Genomic DNA, 22484 nt, shown 5'->3' with positions numbered 1-22484 from the left:
TGTATTATTGCTTATATGCCTTTAGTTTGCCTTTATCAAGAGCAAACAGTAAAATGTTATTTAATTGAAGTACACTTCTTACATCGCCCCTGATGTTGAAGCCCGATTGCTGCTGATTTATATATTGGTAGTTGCCTTTTCCATCTCCCTTAAGCAATACGCCGTAGTTAGCATCATATTTACCAAAACGGATGCGCGCCTTGTTGATATCGCCGCAAAGCAAAAGATCATCTTTACCATCATGGTCATAGTCAAGCGTAGTAATGGTAAAAATGGGCGAGTATTGGGCCTGTAAAGGCAGTGCCATTTGCTTTAAGCGTCCCTGCGTATTACTGATAAAGCAGGTTGTTGCAAGTTCATTAGCGGTCAGTTTTTTCACGCCTTTCAACTCTTCCGGGGTGAAAATTTTGTCCATCGTGGCATCAGCATAACTTTTATAATCGGGAAAGCGGCCTCGCATAACGCTTAACTGGTCAAGCAACTCATCGCGGCTTACAAAGGGGTAGCTTTTATGCTGAATGTAAAAACAAAGCACCGGGTCAACAGAGCCGTTATCGTCAAAATCTTTATAAAACATTTCTGCCGGCTCGGCGTCACTTGCCTTGCATTGCGTATTTAAGCCAATGTTTCCGGCAATAATATCGGGATGGCCGTCATGGTTGATATCGCTTACCTGCAGGCAATTCCACCAGCCCGCATATTTTTTATCAAAATATTTTGTTGTGGCATCGGTTAGCTTAGCGCCGTTATTTTCAAAAACGGTGATCGGCATCCACTCGCCGGCCAGCACCAGGTCGGGCTTTTTATCGCCGTTCATATCAACCCAGGCGGCATCAGTCACCATACCTATATTTTTTAACAACGGATTATATTTTGCGGTTTCATCGGCGAAATGTCCTTTACCGTCATTGATCAAAATATAGCTTTCGGGCGCTTCGGGATACTGCCCGGGTATTACCCTGCCGCCAACAAACAGGTCAGGGAAACCATCACCATTAATATCGGCTGCTTTTACACAACTTTTACTGCTGATCATTTTGGGCAAGGCGCCATTAGCTTTGCTAAAGTTCCCTTTGCCATCGTTAAGGTATAACCTATCCTGCAGCAGGATGTCATCCGGTTTATAATCGGCATAACCGCCAGAGGCTACATACAAATCGGGCTTACCATCGCCATTGGCATCAAAAAACAAAGCTGCGGCATCGGTACTATTCTTATCGGCTTCAAAGGCGGCAACTGCATTGCTTATAAATTTACCATCCTTTTGCTGCAGGTATAAAACACCGGCTTTGCCATCATGCGCGCCGGCATATATATCTTCCAATCCATCGCCGTTTACATCACCTTTGGCAAGGATAGAGCCCGAAAACGAGATAGAGTTAACCATTAAAGGCTGCCGTTTAAAATCATTGATGGTATTATCTCTCTCACTGGTTGCGATGGGGGCAGGTACCTCTTTAAATATCGGATTGATTAGTTTTTGCGCAGGGCTTGCGGCAGTAGCGTCCTTTTCGTTTAAGACAATTTGTTGGTCGGCTTTTACTTTTTGAAGTACCTGCGATTTGCCGCTTTGCCATGTGATCCGCAATGAATCAACCTGCTTATCTTTCCCCAGGCCAAAATGCAGTATAGTTGAAACTGAAGATTGATAACCGCGGTTTGGCATTTGCTCCAGGTATTGTGTTTTATTACCCGAATAAATGCTGACCTTAGCTCCTACTCCCTGCGTGTTTGCACCGCTGCCGTTTAACTTAATAGCCAAATAATGGTTATCATTTTGTTTAGCCGCCTGGTTTTCATAAACAAAAGCAGGGAGATTGATATTGTTTACCACCAGGTCAAGATCGCCGTCATTATCCAGATCGGCATAAACGGCGCCGTTACTGTTTGATGGCAGTGTTATGCCCCATTGCTCACTTTTATTGGTGAATGTTGTATTACCATTGTTCTTAAACAAATAACTTTTCATTTGCGATGATGGCATCTGGCTCACAATATCCAGGAGGTCCTGCCGCATTACGCGCCTGTCTTTAAGGTTATCGCCCATAAATTTCAGGAAATCCATGTTAGTATAATCGCGGGTATAGCCGTTGCTTACAAACAGGTCTTTCCAGCCGTCGTTATCATAATCGGCAAAAAGGGGCGACCAGCTCCAGTCTGTATTGGAAATGCCTGCCAGCTGTCCTATCTCGCTGAACGAGTTATTACCATTATTAATCTGCAGCATATTGCGCATGTATTGATAATAAAAGCCAACCCGCAGGTTCAGATCAAAAGCTTCGTAATTATCAATGCCGAACAGCAGTTTCTGCCGCTTGTTATCTTCAGGAAGCATGTCCAGCGTGTAGATATCTGGCTTGCCGTCGTTATTGATATCGGCCACGTCATTCCCCATGGAATAAAATGAAGTGTGACCGATTTGTTTCTGCAGTTCATCCGTAAAAGCACCCTTACCATTATTAATATACAGCCTATCGGGAATGCTGTAGTCATTTGATACATAAACATCCGGCCATCCATCGCCATTAATATCGGCAATACCTGCTGCAAGGCCATATGACAGTGAAGTATTGATAATACCTGCAGGGCCGGTAACATCAGTAAAATGATTATTATCATTCCTTAGCAGCCTGATCCCGGATTCGCTATCTTTTTTGGCCGACATCTCTTTAACAAAGGCATCATCAAGAATACTGATCCGCGCCGGGTTATGGTTAACTAACAACAGGTCGAGATCACCGTCCCGGTCATAATCAAAAAAGTAGGCCTGTGTACTGAACGATGGAAAATCAAGACCGTAATCAGCAGTCATATCTTTAAATATGGGCACACCGGCAGCGTTGTTTCCCTGGTTTATGAATAATTGATTAACCCGTTTCTCGGCCCGTATTTTACCCGAATAGCAGATATAGATATCCAGCTTACCATCGCCGTTAACATCGGCCATGGTAACACCTGTTTTCCACGGACCCGGCCTGCCGGCCACGCCTGCATCAGTTGTAATGTCCTTAAACTGCATATTGCCCTGGTTCAGGTACAATTTATTATCGGTCATATTGCCGGTAAAATAAAGGTCCTGCAAGCCATCGTCGTTCAAATCGCCAACGGCTACACCACCGCCATTATAAAAATACTCGTACATCAGTACGTTGGTGTTCAAACCTTCGGTTAAGGTATTTGCAAAATCAATATGGGTTTGTTCTGGCTGCAATAGTTTAAATAAAGGTTGATCTGAACTTTCAGGGGACTCATGATTACAACCTGCGGATAGTATCAGAACACATAAGGCGGGAAACAGCAAAAACAATCGTTCTTTTCGCTTTTTAAGCGGGAATAGGAACCGGAATATCTTCATTTTGGTTTAATTGTGGCTACGATAATGGGCATCGCAAATTTGATGTCAATATAACAATTATTCTGCATGTAAAACATCTTTAGAAAAATAGCTTTAGGAGACTATTCGGAGCAGATTTGTGGATTTATGGATAAAGGAAATATCGCACATTTTATCATAACCCTGTAAAGGTTATCGAAATTAACCTACATCAACAAAATTCACCTGTACATTATTTAATTTCATGTCGTAAAAGGAATTGCCATAAATGGCGCCAAATGCAATTATTATGGATTTCACAGCATATCAGCAGCTATTTTTCGATATTTTGAACAGCCCTAATCCGCCGGCTCCTTATGACAACCCGGATTATTTAAATTATACAAAGCTAAATTGGTCGCGCCAGCAGCGATGGTTAAAAGTTGGCGTACTGAACCCTGATTTGACAGCCGCCATTGAAAAGATCAGCAAACCACAAGTATGGACGGTTATTACCGAAGCGTGGTGCGGCGATGCATCGCATACTATACCCTTCCTGCATCGTCTTTCGGAATTGAATCCGCTCATCAAGGTTGATTATCAGCTAAGGGATTCTCCGCCGTTTTTGATTGAGAGCTATCTTACCAATAGTACCCGGTCAATACCGAAAATTATTATTGCAGATGAAAACAATCAAGATCTCGGCACCTGGGGTCCCCGGCCAGCAGAATGCCAGCGCTTATACCTGCAAATGGTTAAAGACCACGTTGAAATGAGCGAAAAAAAGATAGCGCTCCAGAAATGGTATAATGAAGATAAAGGCGTAAGTTTTCAGCTGGAGTTTTTAGAGATAATTAATCAGATATTATGATTTTTGGGGGAAACAACTTTCATGCAAACCCTATCCAAAGGCTATTGTGCGTACACAATTAAAAAAATGTCATTTCGATAGAGCAGGATGGGCATGAACGACGGGGCGAAAGAGAAATCTTCTACTTCAGGCTCTGCAACTATGCCTGTAAAAGCAGGGCGTAGAAGATTTCTCCTCGCCTCCAACGCATAAATCCCACCCTGGGTTCGTCGAAATGACATTTTTTATATAATAGTACAATAAAAAAGATATGGACACATAGAAGTTTTTTTGTCCTGTTATTTTACCTTAAGCTCTTTGCCTGCTATATCTTCCCAACGGTAATAATGAAAAGTTTTATCGGTACTCATTACCACGAAGATACCATGTTTAAAGGTATCGTTTAATGGAGTAGCGGTTACATCGCTACCGTCACTTTCCCTTGCGGCTACATTGGCTATTTTCAGCAGCTTATGTTCAAAAGGATTTGCCTTGGTACCCTCTCTGCTAAAGATCTGGAAGCGGTTAGCCCCCTGATCAGATACCAGGATGTAGCCAGTTGTGTCAGTTAATTTATAAATGGAAATCCCTTCGTGATCGGCTTTAAAACCCGATGTACCGAATATTGCCAGTTCCTGATCGCCTTTTTCAGGATCGGCATAATACTGGCGAACACCTACCTGCTCATCTGAGTAATAGATGTAACCCAGCTCATTATCAACAGCAATTGATTCAATCTCCTTTTTGCCGCTGTATTTACCGAACTTGCGTACCAGCGTGGCTTTCACATTACCGGTTCCGTCATCCTCAAGCAAATACTGCCAGATATATCCGCCGGTTTGCGGGCCATTTTTGCGGCCCGCTATAGCGTACATTTTTCCGTCTTTCGCGGTGTAGATAGAGATGCCCATCAAATCGCGGTATTCAAAGCCGGTTTCGCCAACAAAGGCATCGATGCCCCCGTTATCTACCGGTTTCATATCTGGCAATGAATAGATCCGGAGTTTGTGGGTCATGCGTTCGGTGGTGATAGCAATATCCGTTGGTTTGCCGCCAAGCATTAAACCATAGGCCAGGTCAACGTTGTTCGGGCGTTTCAAGCCGCGTACAACTTTATCTTTAATAATCTTACCTTGCAGATCGAACACAAAAAGGGCACCTTCGCTATTTTTATCGGTGCCGATGATCAGGCTTTTAGAAGGGTCAACCGGGTTAACCCATATAGCAGGATCGTCGGTGTCATATAATACAGCTTCGGTAATTACTACCGGCTTTATTTCGGATGCTGTACTGCCGGGAATGGTAAGTGCTTTGCTGTTATGTACCTGGCTCTGACCGCAAGCGGCATTACCTATGGCAACAGCAAGTGCTACAAAAGCTAATTTGCTCAGTTTATTCATTGATCATTAGTAATAAAAAATAATCCTGCAGGAGTATGCAGGACCATTGCAATGAGTTAATTTATTTTGTTCCGAAGGCGCCGATATAAGTAGCCGGATCAGGAGAAACGTAAGTTATCCCGTTTACGGTGATACCTGCAGCATGGTGGCGGGTAAAGTTGGTTACACCTTTATTTAAAGCAGGAGAACCGCTTTGTAAATGAAAATCCCAATTGGTATCATAAACCGCATTCAATACCGGAGTTGATTCGGGATAGTTCACAAATTTCGGATCGTTATCGCCCGCTTTGGTACCCTTGATCTCATTTACTCCGCCAATAATATCCTTTGATGGCTGGAACTGGTTTACCGTAGTTTGATCATAACCGTAGTAAAGGTTATTGCTGATCACGGTACGTTTATCTTCGGTTGATTTAGTATCGCGTTTGATACCAAAACGGGTGTTTGCAAACAGGTTGTTATAGATATCAGCACGAACGTTATTCTCCAACCAAACAGAACCACCTTTAGCCGATGGCCTGCGCCAGCCGGTATTCACCATGGTATTGTTATAACAGATGATGTAAGCCTGCGGGTCACGGTCGCCCGAGTTTGATAATTTCAAGGCATTGGTGTTGGCACTATAAACAAGGTTGAAACCAACATCGGCCAAACAGCCCGATTTAAAGTTCATGGCCTCGCCACCAGTAACGCCGGTAGTGTAAAAAGTATTGTTGGCAAAAATGATCTTACCACCTTCAATATAAGTACAATCTTCCTGGAAGTTACGCACAGTTGAGTTTACAACAATCAATTTACCATTCACGTTTGAAAACCAAAGGGCAGGTAAGTTTTCGCCGGCAACAGCTTTATAAAGGCCTAATTTTACTGATGTTGAACCATCAGATGTAGTGTTGCCGCCGTACTCCAGAATGGTATGGTCAAGCACCAGCTCGGCACAGGTTTTAGCTGCGAGGATGCCGCCCCACATTTTACCGAATTTTTTGGCGTCGGTGCGATATGCCGGGTTTACAGTTATCCTTACCGGGTTTTCGGCAGTACCTAATGAATACAGGTTGCCTTTTACTATAAACTCAGGTTTGGCAATGGTATCCATCAGTACGGTTACACCCTCTTCAATAGTAAGCGATTTACCTTCGGGGATAATGATATCACCTTTAATGATCTGCGTGCTGCCTTTAGCCCAAACACCTGATACTTCACCGCTTGCTGATCCGTCGCCAGAGCTTGCATCAACGTCAAGATTAGCTTTTCTGCAACTGCTAAAGGCTATGGCCGATAGCAGCATTACTGCAAATATTTGTTTTAGTTTCATTGTAATGCCTTTTATTTATGGTTGATAAATTAATTTAAAGTTTATAGCGAACGCCTATCAGGTAAGTTTGCTTGTAGTAGTCGCTGCGGATAAGCGTTTGTCCGTTTGCTACAATGTTATCATCTTTCAATGTTGCGTTCTCCGGGTTGGTACCTTTCAGGAACAATTTAGCCGGTGTATTAAGCAGGTTACCCGCTTTGATAAATACGCTCAGGTTGTTTTTGAAACGTTTTTCGGCAGATGCATCCATCTGGATAAAGCCGCGCTGCCAAAGGTCATTGTTCAGGAACTGCGATACTGTGTTGATACGTGGCCCTGTGTAAGCTCCGGCAATTTGCGCATCCCAGCCCTTTTTGGTGTCTTTATATAACAATGAAAGGTTGGCGATATGCTCTGACTGACCATACAATGGCCTTGTTTGATTTACCGAAATTTTGTGGGTATCACCAGTAGTAGCATCAGTTACATAAGTGTCTTTAGGCGTAGTGATGCGCGAGTGCGTGTAGGTATAGTTTGCCTTTACACCAAACTTGTTAAAGAATTTAATGAAATCGAGCTCCAAACCGTAGTTTTTAGCTGTACCAAAGTTACCTGGCACATAATAAGTATCCTGGCCGCGTGTTGCATCCGCCTGGAAGCTGTACTCAATAGGATTGGTGATCCTTTTGTAAAATGCACCTGCTAATAACTGAGTGCTTGCATCAGGGAATAACTCGTACCTTAAGTCATAGTTATCGGCAACGGCATGTTTAAGATCAGGGTTACCACGCTCGTTGTACTCATCACCAATTCTTCCGCCCGGGATAAGCTCATAAAAGCCGGGACGGTTAACTGATTTAAAGTAAGAAGCATGAAACTGCTGCTTATCAGTCAGGAAGTATTTCAGCGTTAAGCTCGGTAATACATCGGTATATTTCTGATTGCCTGTTGGCCTTGACTCGCCCTGCGGGAAAAGCATCCTGTAACCCTGGTCTGTATGTTCTACACGTGCACCACCAACTACCTGGATAGTTTTTGTGGTGAATTTAAACATACCATAACCAGCACCGATTTTTTCAGATGCATCGTTGGTTAAGGAATTATTTACCGCGCCGGCCGGGTTGGTTACGTTAAAATTCAGCTGGGTATAGTTTGTAAAATCTGTTCCGTACAATGCACTTGGATTGGCAGCAGTAAGATTGTAGTTGTTATAGAAGCTGCTGCGTTCTTTATCACGATATAAACCACCGGCAGAGAAATCTACATTAACACCTCCAATTGGCGCGGTATAGGTAAGGTCTAAATAACCTGCTTTATCCTCGTCGGTATTGCGCTCCCAACGGTGGGTAAGCGAGGTACCGTTGGTTAAATAGGTAGGCCTGTCTACAAAGTTTTCGCGCACACCATTCAGACTAATGGTGGTATTATTTGGCACTTCGTTTTCGGCCGAAGAATAAACTGCCGACCATTGCACCTTAAGTTTATCGTTAAATAATTTGTGATCACCACGCAACGTTCCGCTGTAAATTTGTTGCTCGGTAAAACGGCTGCGGGTTGAATATCCTAACTGCGCATTTCCTTTATCCGGATCATAATCGGTTGAAAAGCTGGTAGATTTTTCATCACGGACCTGGATATTGGTTAAGTTAACATAAGTGTTAAACAAGCTCAGTTTACTGCGGCTGTTTATCACGTAATCAACTTTTGAAAATAAGCCATAACGCTTTTGTTGTTCTGAGTATTGCCTGTCGGCCCGGCTGGTAACAGCGGCGTACTCGGCAGTTGGAACTACTTTGGTGTTGTAAAACACACTGTTGCTACCGCGATAAGTATTCTGATAGCTACCAGCTACCAACACGCCCAATTTATTGTTAAAAAAGCGCTGACCTAATGATAAGCTACCAACAAGGTTTGGTGCAGGGTGCTTAAGCGAATAGTTTAAAGTGCCGGTACCAAAATCGGCCTGGGTTGCCTGGTATGTTTTGCCGTTTATTTCATAAGGCGATTTGTGGTTGATGCCTGAATAATCGTAGCTCATAAACTTACGATCAAGAAGCAACTGGCTGTAGCCACCCGCGATATTTGCGTTAATTTCAAAGCGCTCCGGGGCATCCTTCATCACCATGTTAACAACACCACCAACGGCATCGCCTTCCAGGTTTGGGGTAAGCGTTTTATAAACTTCCAGCCTTGATAGCAGATCTGAAGGAAAAATATCAAGTGGCACGTAACGGTATTTATTATCCGGGCTCGGTATTTTAATGCCATTTACCAGAGTATAGTTATAGCGTTTATCCATACCACGTAAAATGGCATACTGGCCATCGCCATTGGTATTACGTTCAACCGATACACCGGATACGCGGGAAATCACGTTAGCCACCGTTAAATCGGGAGAAACTTCGATAGCTCTGCCCGAAACAATGTTCATTACCTGTGTGGCCTGCTGTTCAATACGGCGGGCTGTCCTTTCGGTCGAGCCGTTTTTTTGCGACACTACGCTGATCTCCTGTAATTGTTTATTGGCTTCTTCCAGGTATATTTTCAGATGCGGGTTATCATCTTTGGCTATTTCAACCTGTTGCGTTGCCGTAGTGTACAAAATGTAAGATACCCTAACGGTATATGAACCCTTTGGCACATCCTTTAACTCAAAGGAGCCATCCAAACCGGTGGTCGTAGCAATCTTCGTTCGGTCGAGGCTTACGGTGGCCCCCACCATAGGCTCGCCGGTTTTACGGTCATAAACATGCCCTTTTAGCTTGGTTGCGTTAGCGGCGGTAACGCATAACAGCATGAATAATAATGATTGTAAGTATTTTTTCATTTTGCGAAACGATTAATGCAATTGTGATTTGCTTTTTGACGGCGCAAAAGTGTTTAAACCAACAATACATTTGCTAAAACATGCCGTTACAAAAAGGAAACAGCGTTACATGAGGCGTATACGCAACAGCAGCATAAAATTTCAATCAATTGATTTTCAAATAAATAACAAAAACGCAAACCTCCATTATCATTCAGTTACCGTTACATTAAGCTAATGTTAAGCCGCAAAAAGACAAAGAAATCAGCGGCAATTAAACTACAGAGCCTGTATAAAAGTGGTCAGGTTTTCACCCTGATCAATATTGAGTTTCTTGCGTAAACGGTAGCGGGCAACGCGTAAACTATCAATAGAGATACCCAATAAACCGGCAATATCCTTTGAATCCATGTTAACTTTCAGCAGGGCAATCAAACGTAGATCTGTTGAGGTAAGATCATTGCTCTGCTGCTTCAGCTTCTCAAAAAAGCTTTGGTGAACCTGTTCAAAAGCAACAGTAAATTCTTTCCAATGTTGCTCATGGTTAAAGCTTTGGTTTATTTGCTGAATGATTTGCTGCATCTGACGTTTCTGATCGCGCTTATCCTCTTTCACCATATCCTGCAGCGTATTGCGCATGCTCTCCAACAACTGGTTATTCTTGATGAGGTTTAATGTGTGCGATGACAGTTCTTGCCCTTTAAGTTCCAGTTGCTGCTTAAGGCTTTCTTCCTGTAGCTGTTTATTCTTAAGTTCCAGCTCCATTAAATCGCGCTGGGCTTCAAATATGGACCGGTTTTGTTCGGCCAGGGCGCGCTGGTCGCGCATTTTAAGGCGCTGCCTGCTGAACGTCACAAACCCAAGTACAACAAGTAGCATAAATATCAAAATACCTGCAATGGTAATTATCTGGTTGGTTTTGCGGATATTGTTAAGGCGAACAATTTCATCACTCTTTTTATCCATGTCATACAGCACCTGCAAAAACGAGGTCTGCTTTAAACTTTCTCTTGAGTATACATCAAGCGAATACTTACGGCTCAGTTCAAGGTAATGATAAGCGCTATCCATACGGTTAAGCAGCTGATATGATTTCCCAAGGTCACGGCAGGAGGCAGCTAACTGGTACAGGTTTCCTGTTTTTAATGATAATGCATATGCCTTGCGCGATTGCAGGATCCCTGCTTCATATTTGCCGGTTTTTCGTAAAATATCGCCGATGTTATTGATCACCTCAATGCTGGCAACCTCGTTATTGTACTTATTATAGATTTCTAATGACTTTTTAAAACAGGAATATGATGAATCGTAATTGGCCAGGTCTTCATGGATACTGCCCAGGTTCTCGTAAATTTTTGCCTGTCCATAATCATCACCTATGCGCTGATAGCTGTTCAGTGCCAGGCGCTGGTAGTAAAAAGAGCTATCGTACTTATGATGTTTCTCATAGAGATGCCCTATTGCACCGAAAATTTCAGCTTGTCCTTTTTTATTATTGGTGGTCTTGTAAAGATTGAGTGCCTTGTTGTATAATTGAAATGATTTGTCCGACTGCCGGTTGTAATAATACAGGATCCCCATCTTGCCCCAGTTTTCGGCCATCAAATCTTTGTTACCTATCTGCCCGAATACCTTATCAGCATGTAAATAAAAATCAAGGGCCTGGGCATAATGCCCCTGGTTAAAACAGATCTGCCCCATTTGCTGCAGACTCAAGCCCGCAGTAAGGTTATCATTATCCTGAATTGCATCGGCATGGATCTTTTTAAGAACGAGGAGCACTGAATCGGGATGCTGCTGGGCCTGTAATTGCAGTTCCTGAAACCGGTCAGTTTTGTTTGACTGAGCCAAAACCGTTGTACCAGTTATTAATAAAAACAGATACAGCGTTATTTGAATAAGCCTGGCGTAGCGTTTAATCATATCTGAAAATTGAGCGGGGTGATCTTTAAGCGAAAGAAGCCACTCTTTAACCACTAAAGCGTCAAAAGAGCATACAAAAGAAGCACTTCAATGTTACTTTAATGTTAACAAACCGCAGCATGTTAACTATATTACACTAATCAGGCCGCTCAACCCGCTTCTATTCATCGTCCTGCGTTTCTTTTAGCTCATCTTCCTTTTTACCCTTACCCAAATGGATAATAGGTTTATCCTGGGTACCTGTAATGGTCATCGGGATACCAAAAATGCCGAAAGGCGGCAGTCCCAGTCTGAATTTCAGGTTTAGTTTACCATCTAAACCTACCTGGCCTTCAAACCTTGGCCTGAAACCGGCAATGCGCATTTTAGTGCGCTCGATGGTCATGATGTTGTTGGCAATGGTTGATTTGATATCTACTTTTTTCACATCGCCGTGGCCAACACTGTCGTGCCCGGTTTGTTTTCCTACAGCACTCAGTAGCTTCAATCCATATACCTTAACCTGTTTTACGGAGAGTACGCCACCGCCTTTTAATGACGGATAAACAGGCTTCATGTCGCTGTTAAGCTTGCCGGCCAATTTATAATCCAACGATACAACACCCTGCACATGCTCTGCCGAAGTAGCCATATCATGGAACAATTTGATCTCGCGATAAGCTCGTTGAATATCAAACTCTTTGGCATTGATGTGATAATCAAAAAATGCTTTCTGCGGATTAATACTGCCGTAAGTGGCATCCATAACAACGGGAGCCCCTATCAGGCTAAATCCGGCTTGCTTAAGCACGATCTGCCCATTGGTGATATTCATTGCACCTTTGGCATCGCTGATATCCAAACCGTTATATTTTACTTTTTTAACATCGGCAGCAAAATTAAGATCGAGATTGGAAGGCACCAATATTACCCCAGATGATTTGGTTGGCTTGGCAGAAGCGGGCACACCTGCGAAGGCCATAAAATCATCGGCAATGATCAGGTCACTCTTCAAATTAAACTCACCTTTTAACGGTGAATTTGGTTGCATAGCATAACCTATCACGTTGGATAAAGCACCGTCAAGCACCACTATCGATTTACCGTAGTTGGCCTTAAACTGGTCGAACTTCATTTTGTCCTGGTTAAAGCTGAACACGCCATTGGTAATAAAAAATGGCTTAGGGAACAACTCGGTGGTAAGTTTGATGTTCTTCACCTTCATACTGCCTGAGTTGTCCAGTTTATCATAATGCCCCGAGGTAGCATCGCTTTGCTTGCCTTTCAGTTTGAAGTTGGTACTTACAAAACCATTTACATCGTATCCTTTAACGGCAAATACCTTATAAATTTTACCCAGGTCAAGACTACCGCGTGAGGCCACGTTATAATCAAGATCATCAAAATTGCGGAGATTAGCCCTCAGTAAAAATGGCTGACCTTCAAAGTTAAACGACACCGGCTTGATGTTTACCTTAAGGCCTTTTAATGAACCTGTATTATTAAATATATTCACGCTTACCTGTACATTCTGCATAGGGTGCGGGTAGTATTTGGTTTGGATGTAGCCGTTTTTCAGGTTGATCTCGGCATTGGTAACCGGAAAAATGCGGCGGGCAGGAATATATCTGCCTTTAGATTGCAGATTAGCATCAAAATCGCCACGGAAATCAATGCTGTCAACCGGGTAAAACTGTTTGATATCGTCTAAATGGAATTTAGCATTCAACCCGGCATCGATCAAGGCACCGGCTTTGTTGCTGAGCTTCAGATAGCCTTTGATGTAATTATTAAGTGCATTGATATTGAGGTTTCGCACATCCATCGTGGCATTGGCAATATTATGATCGGGACAGGCGGCATCCAGGTCAAAACTGATATTATTGATGGCTTGCGGCAGTTTTGTATATTTAAAATACCCGTTCCTGAATGTCGACTTAAGTTTAAATTGGGGGATACTGGTGATCACTGTATCAACCTTTTTTCTTAAGCCCGTTTTCCTGATTCCGGTGGTGTATTTACCTTCGGCCAATAAATGTAGACCGTACCTTCCTTTTACCTGGAATGGCTTAATGCCAAAAACCTTGTACCATTGCTCCAGGTCAATTTCCGTGTTCACCTTAGCATAAATATATGGCGATTTGATCCCCTTTAATTTCAATACCGAACCAAAATAATCCTTACCAATATTAAAATAAACCGAATCAATATTAACGTTTAAGCTATTAGGATTAAGGCCCGGCAGACTGGCATCCATGTTCAGGTACAGGTTTTTAACCGGTGCGGGAGTACTTTTGTTAACGATGGAACCATCGCGCACTTTCATACTGATGCTCAAGTTAGGCATCATGTTTTTTGAGGCGATGTACTTTCCGCTAAGGTCAAGCTGGATGATGCCGTTACCGCTGATATCCATGTTATCAACATATTTTGCGTATTCATCCGGGATGGCGGTAAAAACATCGCCAAGATCATTCTGATCGCTCCTGATCTTGAAATCCATATCATAACCATCCTTCAGGAACTCAAACCGGCCTTTAAATTTAACCGGGAGCTTGTTAATAAGCAGGTCGTTTTTTTGAAATGCAAAGGCCAATGATTTGGTATTGATACTGGTAACCAGGTCAGCATTTACTTTTTTCTTCAGCACGTAAGCCTTGTTGCCGTAATAAAAATCTACTGAAGCGGCATCCACGTGGCTGTAAAGGTCAAAGATATCCTTGCTTAAATCGCCGCTGCCTTTATAGTTAAGTTCCCGCGCATTGATCTGCATCGGCAGTGAACGATCGTCATAAACCAAATGACTTTTGTCTATCAGGATTTGTTCAATTCCTAACGATGCACTGGCAGTATCAGCTTTGTTATCCTGTTTGGGAGGTGATGACTTGTAAACGTTATAATTGGCTTTACCGGCGCTATCAACCTGGATGTTGATCAGCGCATGGTCAAGATAGATCTTGTTTACGTTGATCTTGCTCTTAAACACCGACGAAAGATCAATTGCCAGTGAAATTTCTTTAGCCGAAACCAGCGTATCATTCTGAAAGGGTGCACTGCCGTTCAGCACAAAATCATTAAGTGTAAGCGTTAACGATGGGAACTTTTTAAAGAAAGATAGGCGCGTACTCGAAAACGAAAGCTTACTGTTTACGCTGCCTGCCGCCCATTGTTTTATTTTTTGAGTTACCGTTTCCGGGAAAAGATAAGGTAACAGGAACATCAGCAGCAATAAACTAACAACGGTAATAGCGCTTATTTTAAGCGTTTTAACCAATATTTTTTTCAAAGGGAACGGCATAGAAATTATTATAGCTAACGAAGCATGAAAGTAATCATAAAACCTAATTATTAGATATCAAATTATGATGATTGCAATGTTAGGGGAAAGTAAGGAAGAGGCCAAGTGGTACTTGTACTGGTCGAAGTTTAGCGATAGCGTAACTTCGTCCTAAAACAGGTTAAGCTTTCAGCTTAACCGCTACAAATAAGTGGGCAGTCGGGTTACAGAAGCAGGATGCTTCCATCATTTTGGGACGAAGTTGCGCTATCGCTAAACTTCGACCAGCACAAGGAGAAATATAAAACAACAAAGGGCCCGCGAAAACGGGCCCTTTGTCAAGTTAAAAGAATATCAGCGCTTACTTCGCCGCCAACTTATCCCTCAAAATTTTCATGTAATAACCGCCAATTACGCTACGTGCCTGGAAGCCTACCATTTTACCGTTGGTAGTTTCGTGCCAATCGCTTAAGGGTACACGCGATGAAGTTTCAGTGGCAAATTTATAAACAGGGGCAACTAAAGCGCTAAAATCGGCCCTGTTGTCGGCCATTGCAGCTGTCCACAGGATCCAGTCGCTTTTTGTATAGGTTTTACGGCTATCCAATGGTAAACCAAACTCATTTTGGTGTGCTAAATAATATTTAATTTCAGTATCATACACTTTTTGAGGGAACAAATTCAAGCCCAAAACTTTATCCCAAACCATATTATATTTTTGGCTCCAGGTATCTTTGCTGTCAAACACCAAACCGTAATGGTCGCCGGCGTTGGCTTTTTCCTGCCATTTTTTGGCCATGTCCTTAGCCATCGCTTTGTATTTTTTAGCAGTAGCAGCATCACCCATCATACCGGCCAATTCGCCGTAAGCATCTATAGCTACAATAGCTTTTACCGATAGATTGGCGTTATGCGCCAAGTGACCGGCGAAATCATCAGTACACAACTGACTACCCGGATCAAAACCTGATTTGGCAAGGTATTCCGTCCAGGTGGTTAATGTTTTCCAATGCTTTTTAGCGTAGTTGGCGTTTCCTTCAACTTTCGCTAAAGCAGCGTTGAGGATGATCATGTTACCGCTTTCTTCTACTGGCATATCCTCGCCATAAGTTTGGCCGTTAGCCAATGGGTAAGTACCTAAATCGTGAGATGAATAAGGTTTATTCCATTTACCGCTTTCGCTGAAATAGAAGATGCCGTTCATCATGCCTTTCAGCAAATCAGGGTTGTAAAGCAGGTACATTGGAGCCGAAGGGTAAGTAATGTCGACTGTATTGATAGAGCCATTGCTGAAATTCTCTTTTGATAAGAATAACAATTCGCCCTCAGGACTTTTAACCAACTGATGCGCAGCAATGCTTTGGCGATAAGCCATAACACATAACTTAGCATATTTCTCCCCACCGGCTTTAACTGCGTCGGCCCAGATCTTCGCATCTGTTTTTGCGCATGTTCCTATTACTTTAGCGTAAGTTTTGGTAGCATCGCTCAGTACACCTTCAATAGTTGCTCCCGGGGTGTTTCTCCACCATGGCCTTAAGTTGGTTTTAAAATATTGAATAGCATAGATGTCGTCATATCCAACAGAAATAAATTTAGATACCGGAGTAGCGGTCACTTTACCAAATGGCAATACCGTGCTTAACATTAATTGTTTACCAGTAGCTGTAGCCTCACCTTTTTGTGCGCCCAGGAATGATGATACTGCATCACCTTCGGGAGTGATGTATTGTTTAGCTCCCGCGGTTGATGAAGCAACATAAACATAGCCCCAGTCAATACGCAGGTTATCACCTTTTTTCTGTAATACAGGTTGTTCAACAGTACCTACTTTTAACAGTTTAAGCTCATTCTGACTGTATTTTGATGCTGTAACTTCCTGCGACGGGGTGTTTACAGCGAGGTTACTTGATACACCCTGATAAATCTGAACGTCATGCGCCTTACCATCAGTTGATTTTAATTGATAAGTGATGTATGATACAGGGGTAGTAAGCAATTTCAAATCGTTTATAACCAATGGCGAGGTGAAAGTAAGTTTCAGGTTCACATCACCGGCTTTAAAGTTGTATACTGTTTGGGTAGCAGTAACTTTAACGCTCGTTTGCTCGGCCAGTTTAACGGCTTCGTCATCCTTGCTCAACACTTCCTCGGCCAAACCGGCATCAATAAATGAGCCACCACCGGTGTTTTTGCAATGGATAGCCAAAATGTTTTCGCCTACTTTTAAATTTGATTTTGCGCTGGCCGGCAAAGCAACGGATTCAAAATCGCCATTAGCGCCACCTTCGGTAGCAATCTGCTGCCCGTTCAGGTATACTTCGGCTTCATCATCATGATAGATCTTCAGCATTAAACGCCCTTTTGGTAATTCGGCGACATTAAATTTACGACGAACCCAAATGTCTTTACCTCTCCAATCGGTGCCTTTGCTTGCGCGCTCATCGCCAAATGGAGCGTTGCCGCTTTTCCAGCTTTGATCATTAAAACCTAGTTTTTCCCAGCCTTCTGCAGGCGCTGTTTCGGCCTGGTACTGGCTGCTGTATGATTTTTCGTCGGTAGCCGCTAAAATGGTTTTGTAATTAACGGCTGATGCTCCCATAAAACGGTAATAATTGCCATCAACCTTAATTAAACCCAATAATGATTGGTCTTTTCCTGTCCAGTGTTTGGTGGTTGACTCATTTAACTTATCAGTGTTCGACCAAACACAGAAATAAGTATTGTGCGTGATCAATGGATAAGAAGGCATCTTATCCTGAGCCGACGCTGTTTGTGCAGCAAACGATGCTGCTAATCCGGAAACGAGCAGGTACGTTTTTTTGAAAATGCGATTCATAAACTACGTTTTACTTTTTGGTTTTAATGTTTATCGTTGGGTTTTACTATTTACTCTTATTACCCGGCTTTGGAAAAACCTGGTGTGTGTTTGCCCAGTTATGCCAAAGGCTATCCAATTGGTGCACTTTTTCGGGATGTTTTGATTTCAGATCGGTAGTTTCAGTTTTATCCTGCGACAGATCATACAAATGCCAGGTTGTATCATTACTTAGCGATACCAGCTTCCAGTTTCCTGAACGGGCGTATCTCGCGCCGAAATGTTCGTTAAACAAATCCTCATGACCGCGAGTTTGTTTGCCTTTAAAGCTTGGTACAAGACTAATCCCTGTAGTTGGCGGGATGTTATGCCCTCTATAAGTTTTAGGGTATTGAGCCCCGGCCAACTCAACAAAAGTGCTCATGAAATCCATCACATGGCCCACATGGTCATTAAAACCTCCTTTGTTGACAGTAATTCCCTTTGGCCAAAAGGCAATCATTGGGGTGTGGATGCCGCCCTCGTATGATTCGGCTTTCCAATACTCATACGGGGTATTAGCCACATTTGCCCAGCGGGGCCCTATGGATGAATAAGTAGTTTCCGGGCCCGGCAATGCTTCTTTTTTTGTAGCATAAACTATTTTACGGCCATCACGAGTTTCATTCGGGCGGTCAAATCCGGGACCATACGCAGCGCAGTTTTCGGCACTGGCACCATTATCCGACAGGAAAACAATCAGCGTATTATCCAGTTGACCGGTTTCCTTCAATGTTTTGATGATGCGGCCAATGCCCTGATCCATCCTATCGATCATGGCGGCATGAACAGCCATCGCCATAGCGTCCCACTCTTTATCAGGGTTATTCTCCCATTGGAGGTCGCCATTCCATCGGTCGGATAGTTTAGTTTTTGTCGGATCGATCAGGCCAAGCTTCACCATTTTTTTGTACCTCGCTTCGCGGATTGCCTGCCAGCCACCTTTGTAGGCGTCTTTATATTTGGCAATATCCTCTGGCTTTGCCATTAACGGCCAGTGCGGTGCGTTTTCGGCAACGTACAAAAAGAATGGCCTTAACGATTTAGCATAGCCCCTGATATAAGCTACCGCCGTATCGTTAATAGCATCTGTATGATAGTAATTTTTGGGGACTGTTTTAATAGGCGTGGTACCGCTAACCAAACTAAACGGATCGTAGAAATCAACCACACCCCAAATGGTTCCGAAAAATTTCTCGAACCCACGGCTGGTTGGATACTGGCTGATAGGCGAAAAATCGCCAAAATCTTTATGGTGGTTTAACCAGGCTAACTGATCCTGTGCATTAGGCTGACCGTTGGTATTTGACACATGCCATTTGCCCGACATGGCCGTATGATAACCGGCAGATTTCAACACTTCAGCCAGAGTAACCGCATTATCAGTAATATGGCCAAGGTAGCCGGGTTCGTCTTCAGCGTCGGTCATTTTGCCTATGCCTGCCTGCTGATTATATAAACCGGTAAGTAATGAAGCCCTTGTTGGGCAGCAGCGCGATGTGTTATAGAATTGCCTGTACCTGATGCCGTTTTGAGCAAGATAGTTGATATTGGGCGTATTAACCTCGCCGCCATAGCAGCCCAGGTCAGAAAAACCCATATCATCGGCTAATATTACGATAATATTGGGACGCTTAGATGGCTGCCCGGGTGACTTTACAGCCTTTGTTTGCCAGGCACCCGACACAAGCGCTATTGTGCCAGTAAAAAACAAACCGGCATATAGTTTATATTTATTCATAGGCGATCAATTTACCTGCGCCAGAGCTGGTTAAATTTATGTTTTCAACAAAGCAGGAAGGTTAAAAATGGCCGGAGCTATTATGCCTCAACATACAGCACAACGAACAGTTTTGCATGTTCCAAATTAAAGCAATCATTTTACACAAAACGGCTCAATTATTGGTAAAATCGTATCATTTTTGTGATGAACTTTGTATCTATCAAGCATATGAGCTTATACATCTCCCTTTCCGAACGATTAAAAACCCAGCACCTTACTATCGAACAATTGGTTGCTAACATCAGCAATGATAAGCTAACCAAACTTTCTGCGCCCGGTAAATGGAGCGCGTTAGACAATATAGCCCACCTTGCCCGATACCAGAAAATATTTATAGCCCGCATACATCTGATCCTTAATAAAGATACACCTGTTTTTGATCGGTACAACGGAGATCTCGACCCGGATTTTACACCATTCAGGTTAATGCCTTTGGCCGAACTACTTGATATCATTAATACAGACAGAACAACTATCGTCAACCAGCTATCGGGGCTTAATGAAATAGAACTGTCTCGTATTGGAGTGCACCCTAAATATGGCAGGCTTACCATTTTAAAATGGGCTGAGTTTCTTGTACTGCACGAGGCTCATCACCTGTTTACCATTTTTCAATTAGTTAACGGTACCGAATAATTTTATCCAACAAAAAAGGCAACCCGATGAGCTGCCTTTTATACTTTATTATTAAATTTTTTGTTACTGTGCCAACTTCACTTCAACGCGACGGTTAAGTACACGGCCTTCTTCGGTAGAGTTATCAGCAATCGGTTTGCTTTCGCCCCAACCTTTTACAGTCAGGTTATCGCCGTTAACACCACTGTTAACTAAATACAATTTTACAGAGTTTGCCCTGTCAACAGATAATGACATGTTATGCTCGGCGGTACCTTCGGCAGAAGCATTACCATTTAAAATAAACTTAGCCGATGGGTCTAACTTCAATTCCTTAACAATATGATCTAAAGTTTGATAAGATGCAGTTTTTAACACTGCAGAGTTAAACTCAAACTGAATATTGGTGAAATTATAATCTGGTTTTTCCGGAGCCGGAGCAGGTGGCGGCGGCGGAGTTGGTGCTGGTTTTGGAGCAGGCGGAGGTGTTGCAGGTTGTGCTGGCTGAGCCGGGGGCGGTGTTTGTACCACAGCTTTTTTGGTTTTGCAGGCCTGGGTAGTGATAGCTAAAACAGCTATTGCAAGAGCTAATAAAGGTGTTTTTAGAGTTTTCATATCTAATGATTTGCGTAAACATAAAAAACGTTGGCATAATGTTTATAGTGCCCAACCATAATTTTATGGTTAAACAACGCTTTTTACATACGGGTGTAGATTATTTAATCAATAGTTATGCCATTTGCCTTGGGACCTGCAAATCCTGATGAAGAATCGCTTTTAAGAGTCTCTTACTTCAACGTTGTCGTTAAAAAAAGCCTCTGCAAATCCCCTACACACTAAAAATACCAACCCAATTCCCTTGGCTATTCTTATCTTGCCGGCACCTTTGTAAACCATCGCCATGAAAAAATTATTTGCTGCAATTTTAATTGCTGTTACAACCCTCACGCAATTTGCGTTTACGCCTGAACAAGCCAAGCCAGATAAATCTCCTGCAGAAAAAGCTGCCGAACAAATCCTCAAAAAACAAATCATGACCGAAGCTGCCTGGGCCATGCAGCAGCAACCGGTTACCGTTACAGCGTCATCTTCACCCAGAAGTGCGGGTGGTAAGCACGACTTTTTTTCGGAAGCCGATTATTTCTGGCCCGATCCAAAAAATCCCGACGGCCCGTACATAAACCGTGATGGCATGACCAACCCGGATAATTTTGTGGAACACCGCAAAGCAATGATCCGCTTCAGCAAGATCGTCGGCGCGTTGGCTTCAGCATATAAATTAACCGGCGATGTAAAATATGTTAAACAGGCCGTTATCCACCTCAAAGCCTGGTTTATTGATCCTGAAACCATGATGAACCCAAGCCTATGGTTTGCACAGGCAGTTAAAGGGCAATTTACCGGTCGTAATTATGGCATTATCGATACCATTCACCTGATGGAAGTTGCACAGGGCATTATTGTGATGGAAAAAGCCATGGATGCTGAAACCGTTGCCAGTGCTAAAAAATGGTTTGCCGACTATACCCAATGGCTCATGACCAGCAAACCGGGCATACAGGAAAGAGATGTCAAAAACAACCATGCCACCTGCTGGGCCATGCAGGTAGCCTCATTTGCCAAACTATGTAAAAACGATGTAGTGCTTGATTCCATACGTTTTAGATATAAAAATATATTACTTCCCCGCCAAATGGGAACTGACGGTAGCTTCCCTTTAGAGCTTGCACGTACCAAGCCGTATGGCTATTCAATATTCAATCTTGATGCCATGACCATGCTTTGCCAGATCCTTTCAACTTCACAGGATAACTTATGGAATTTTGAAACACCGGATGGCAAATCCATCAAAAAAGGAATAAGCTACCTTTACCCCTTTGTAGCAGACAAAAACAAGTGGACTTTAAAGCCAGATGTAATGTATTGGAACAACTGGCCAGTTGCACAACCTTTCCTGCTGTTTGGCGCTAATGCATATCATGAAAATACATGGCTTACTACCTGGCAAAAACTTGACCATAACCCTCAGGTTGAAGAAGTTATCCGCAATTTACCCATCAGGCACCCGCTTATCTGGCTTTAAACCGGGTAAGCGATTTATCCCAGCAGCTCATTTTCCCCTGCTATAATAATATATAACTGTGAGTTAAGCGTATCACAAAAATATTTCTTTGCTAAAAAGGTGGATTTCCCCCGTTAAAATTGCACTACAAAAGCACTACTACGCTTGCGATTAAATCGTATTGAGGTTATTATTAGGTATTTATAAATAGATGTTTATATAATTTTACTCATACCAAAACATCTATTACACCTATTAACGCGTCTTTCCTGATATTAGTATATGATATTCATAAGTATCATGAATTTGGTTAACAGGTTTGTGT

General features: G+C 42.8%; 12 protein-coding genes. 3 read left to right on the top strand and 9 right to left on the bottom strand.

Going from position 1 to position 22484, the window contains the following annotated elements; genetic code table 11:
* Positions 1-4 precede the first annotated feature (4 nt).
* The gene (locus tag ACEN9X_RS14010; RefSeq protein ID WP_413670952.1) at positions 5-3211 is read right to left on the bottom strand and encodes a VCBS repeat-containing protein; all 3207 of its coding nucleotides are present in this window, start codon (positions 3209-3211) and stop codon (positions 5-7) included.
* Positions 3212-3623: 412 nt separating this feature from the next.
* Between ACEN9X_RS14010 and ACEN9X_RS14005 the strand changes: the two genes are divergently transcribed.
* Positions 3624-4184 (top strand): thioredoxin family protein, encoded by a 561-nt coding sequence (locus ACEN9X_RS14005; protein ID WP_413670951.1) that lies wholly within the window; start codon positions 3624-3626, stop codon positions 4182-4184.
* A gap of 278 nt (positions 4185-4462) precedes the next feature.
* Here ACEN9X_RS14005 and ACEN9X_RS14000 read toward each other — a convergent pair whose 3' ends face one another.
* The 7 genes from ACEN9X_RS14000 to ACEN9X_RS13970 all read right to left on the bottom strand — a co-directional run bounded on the left by ACEN9X_RS14000 (position 4463) and on the right by ACEN9X_RS13970 (position 19440).
* Positions 4463-5563, bottom strand: coding sequence for a phytase (locus tag ACEN9X_RS14000; protein WP_413670950.1), 1101 nt, complete (start codon positions 5561-5563; stop codon positions 4463-4465).
* A gap of 61 nt (positions 5564-5624) precedes the next feature.
* Positions 5625-6878, bottom strand: a complete 1254-nt coding sequence (locus tag ACEN9X_RS13995) for a right-handed parallel beta-helix repeat-containing protein (RefSeq protein ID WP_413670949.1) — start codon at positions 6876-6878, stop codon at positions 5625-5627.
* Between the two features lie 34 nt (positions 6879-6912).
* The gene (locus ACEN9X_RS13990) at positions 6913-9684 is read right to left on the bottom strand and encodes a TonB-dependent receptor domain-containing protein (RefSeq protein ID WP_413670948.1); all 2772 of its coding nucleotides are present in this window, start codon (positions 9682-9684) and stop codon (positions 6913-6915) included.
* Positions 9685-9942: 258 nt separating this feature from the next.
* On the bottom strand, positions 9943-11586 hold the full coding sequence (locus tag ACEN9X_RS13985) for a tetratricopeptide repeat protein (RefSeq protein WP_413670947.1): 1644 nt from the start codon (positions 11584-11586) through the stop codon (positions 9943-9945).
* A 160-nt stretch (positions 11587-11746) separates the two neighbouring features.
* Positions 11747-14863, bottom strand: coding sequence for an AsmA family protein (locus tag ACEN9X_RS13980; protein WP_413670946.1), 3117 nt, complete (start codon positions 14861-14863; stop codon positions 11747-11749).
* A 340-nt stretch (positions 14864-15203) separates the two neighbouring features.
* Positions 15204-17681, bottom strand: coding sequence for a glutaminase domain-containing protein (locus tag ACEN9X_RS13975; protein ID WP_413670945.1), 2478 nt, complete (start codon positions 17679-17681; stop codon positions 15204-15206).
* Between the two features lie 46 nt (positions 17682-17727).
* On the bottom strand, positions 17728-19440 hold the full coding sequence (locus ACEN9X_RS13970) for an arylsulfatase (RefSeq protein ID WP_413670944.1): 1713 nt from the start codon (positions 19438-19440) through the stop codon (positions 17728-17730).
* Positions 19441-19650: 210 nt separating this feature from the next.
* Between ACEN9X_RS13970 and ACEN9X_RS13965 the strand changes: the two genes are divergently transcribed.
* The gene (locus ACEN9X_RS13965; protein ID WP_413670943.1) at positions 19651-20118 is read left to right on the top strand and encodes a DinB family protein; all 468 of its coding nucleotides are present in this window, start codon (positions 19651-19653) and stop codon (positions 20116-20118) included.
* A gap of 63 nt (positions 20119-20181) precedes the next feature.
* Here the strand turns inward: ACEN9X_RS13965 and ACEN9X_RS13960 are convergent, their stop codons facing one another.
* Positions 20182-20712, bottom strand: coding sequence for an OmpA family protein (locus ACEN9X_RS13960; protein WP_413670942.1), 531 nt, complete (start codon positions 20710-20712; stop codon positions 20182-20184).
* A 286-nt stretch (positions 20713-20998) separates the two neighbouring features.
* Here ACEN9X_RS13960 and ACEN9X_RS13955 point away from each other — a divergent pair, with 286 nt between their 5' ends.
* A complete protein-coding gene (locus ACEN9X_RS13955; protein WP_413670941.1) occupies positions 20999-22180 on the top strand; it encodes an alginate lyase family protein in 1182 nt (393 codons plus the stop codon).
* Positions 22181-22484: the final 304 nt, after the last annotated feature.

This window comes from Mucilaginibacter sp. Mucisp86, from assembly GCF_047324315.1.
Classification (GTDB): Bacteria; Bacteroidota; Bacteroidia; order Sphingobacteriales; family Sphingobacteriaceae; genus Mucilaginibacter.
Note: the sequence above shows the minus strand (reverse complement) of the source record. Positions and strands in the feature narration are given on the sequence as shown.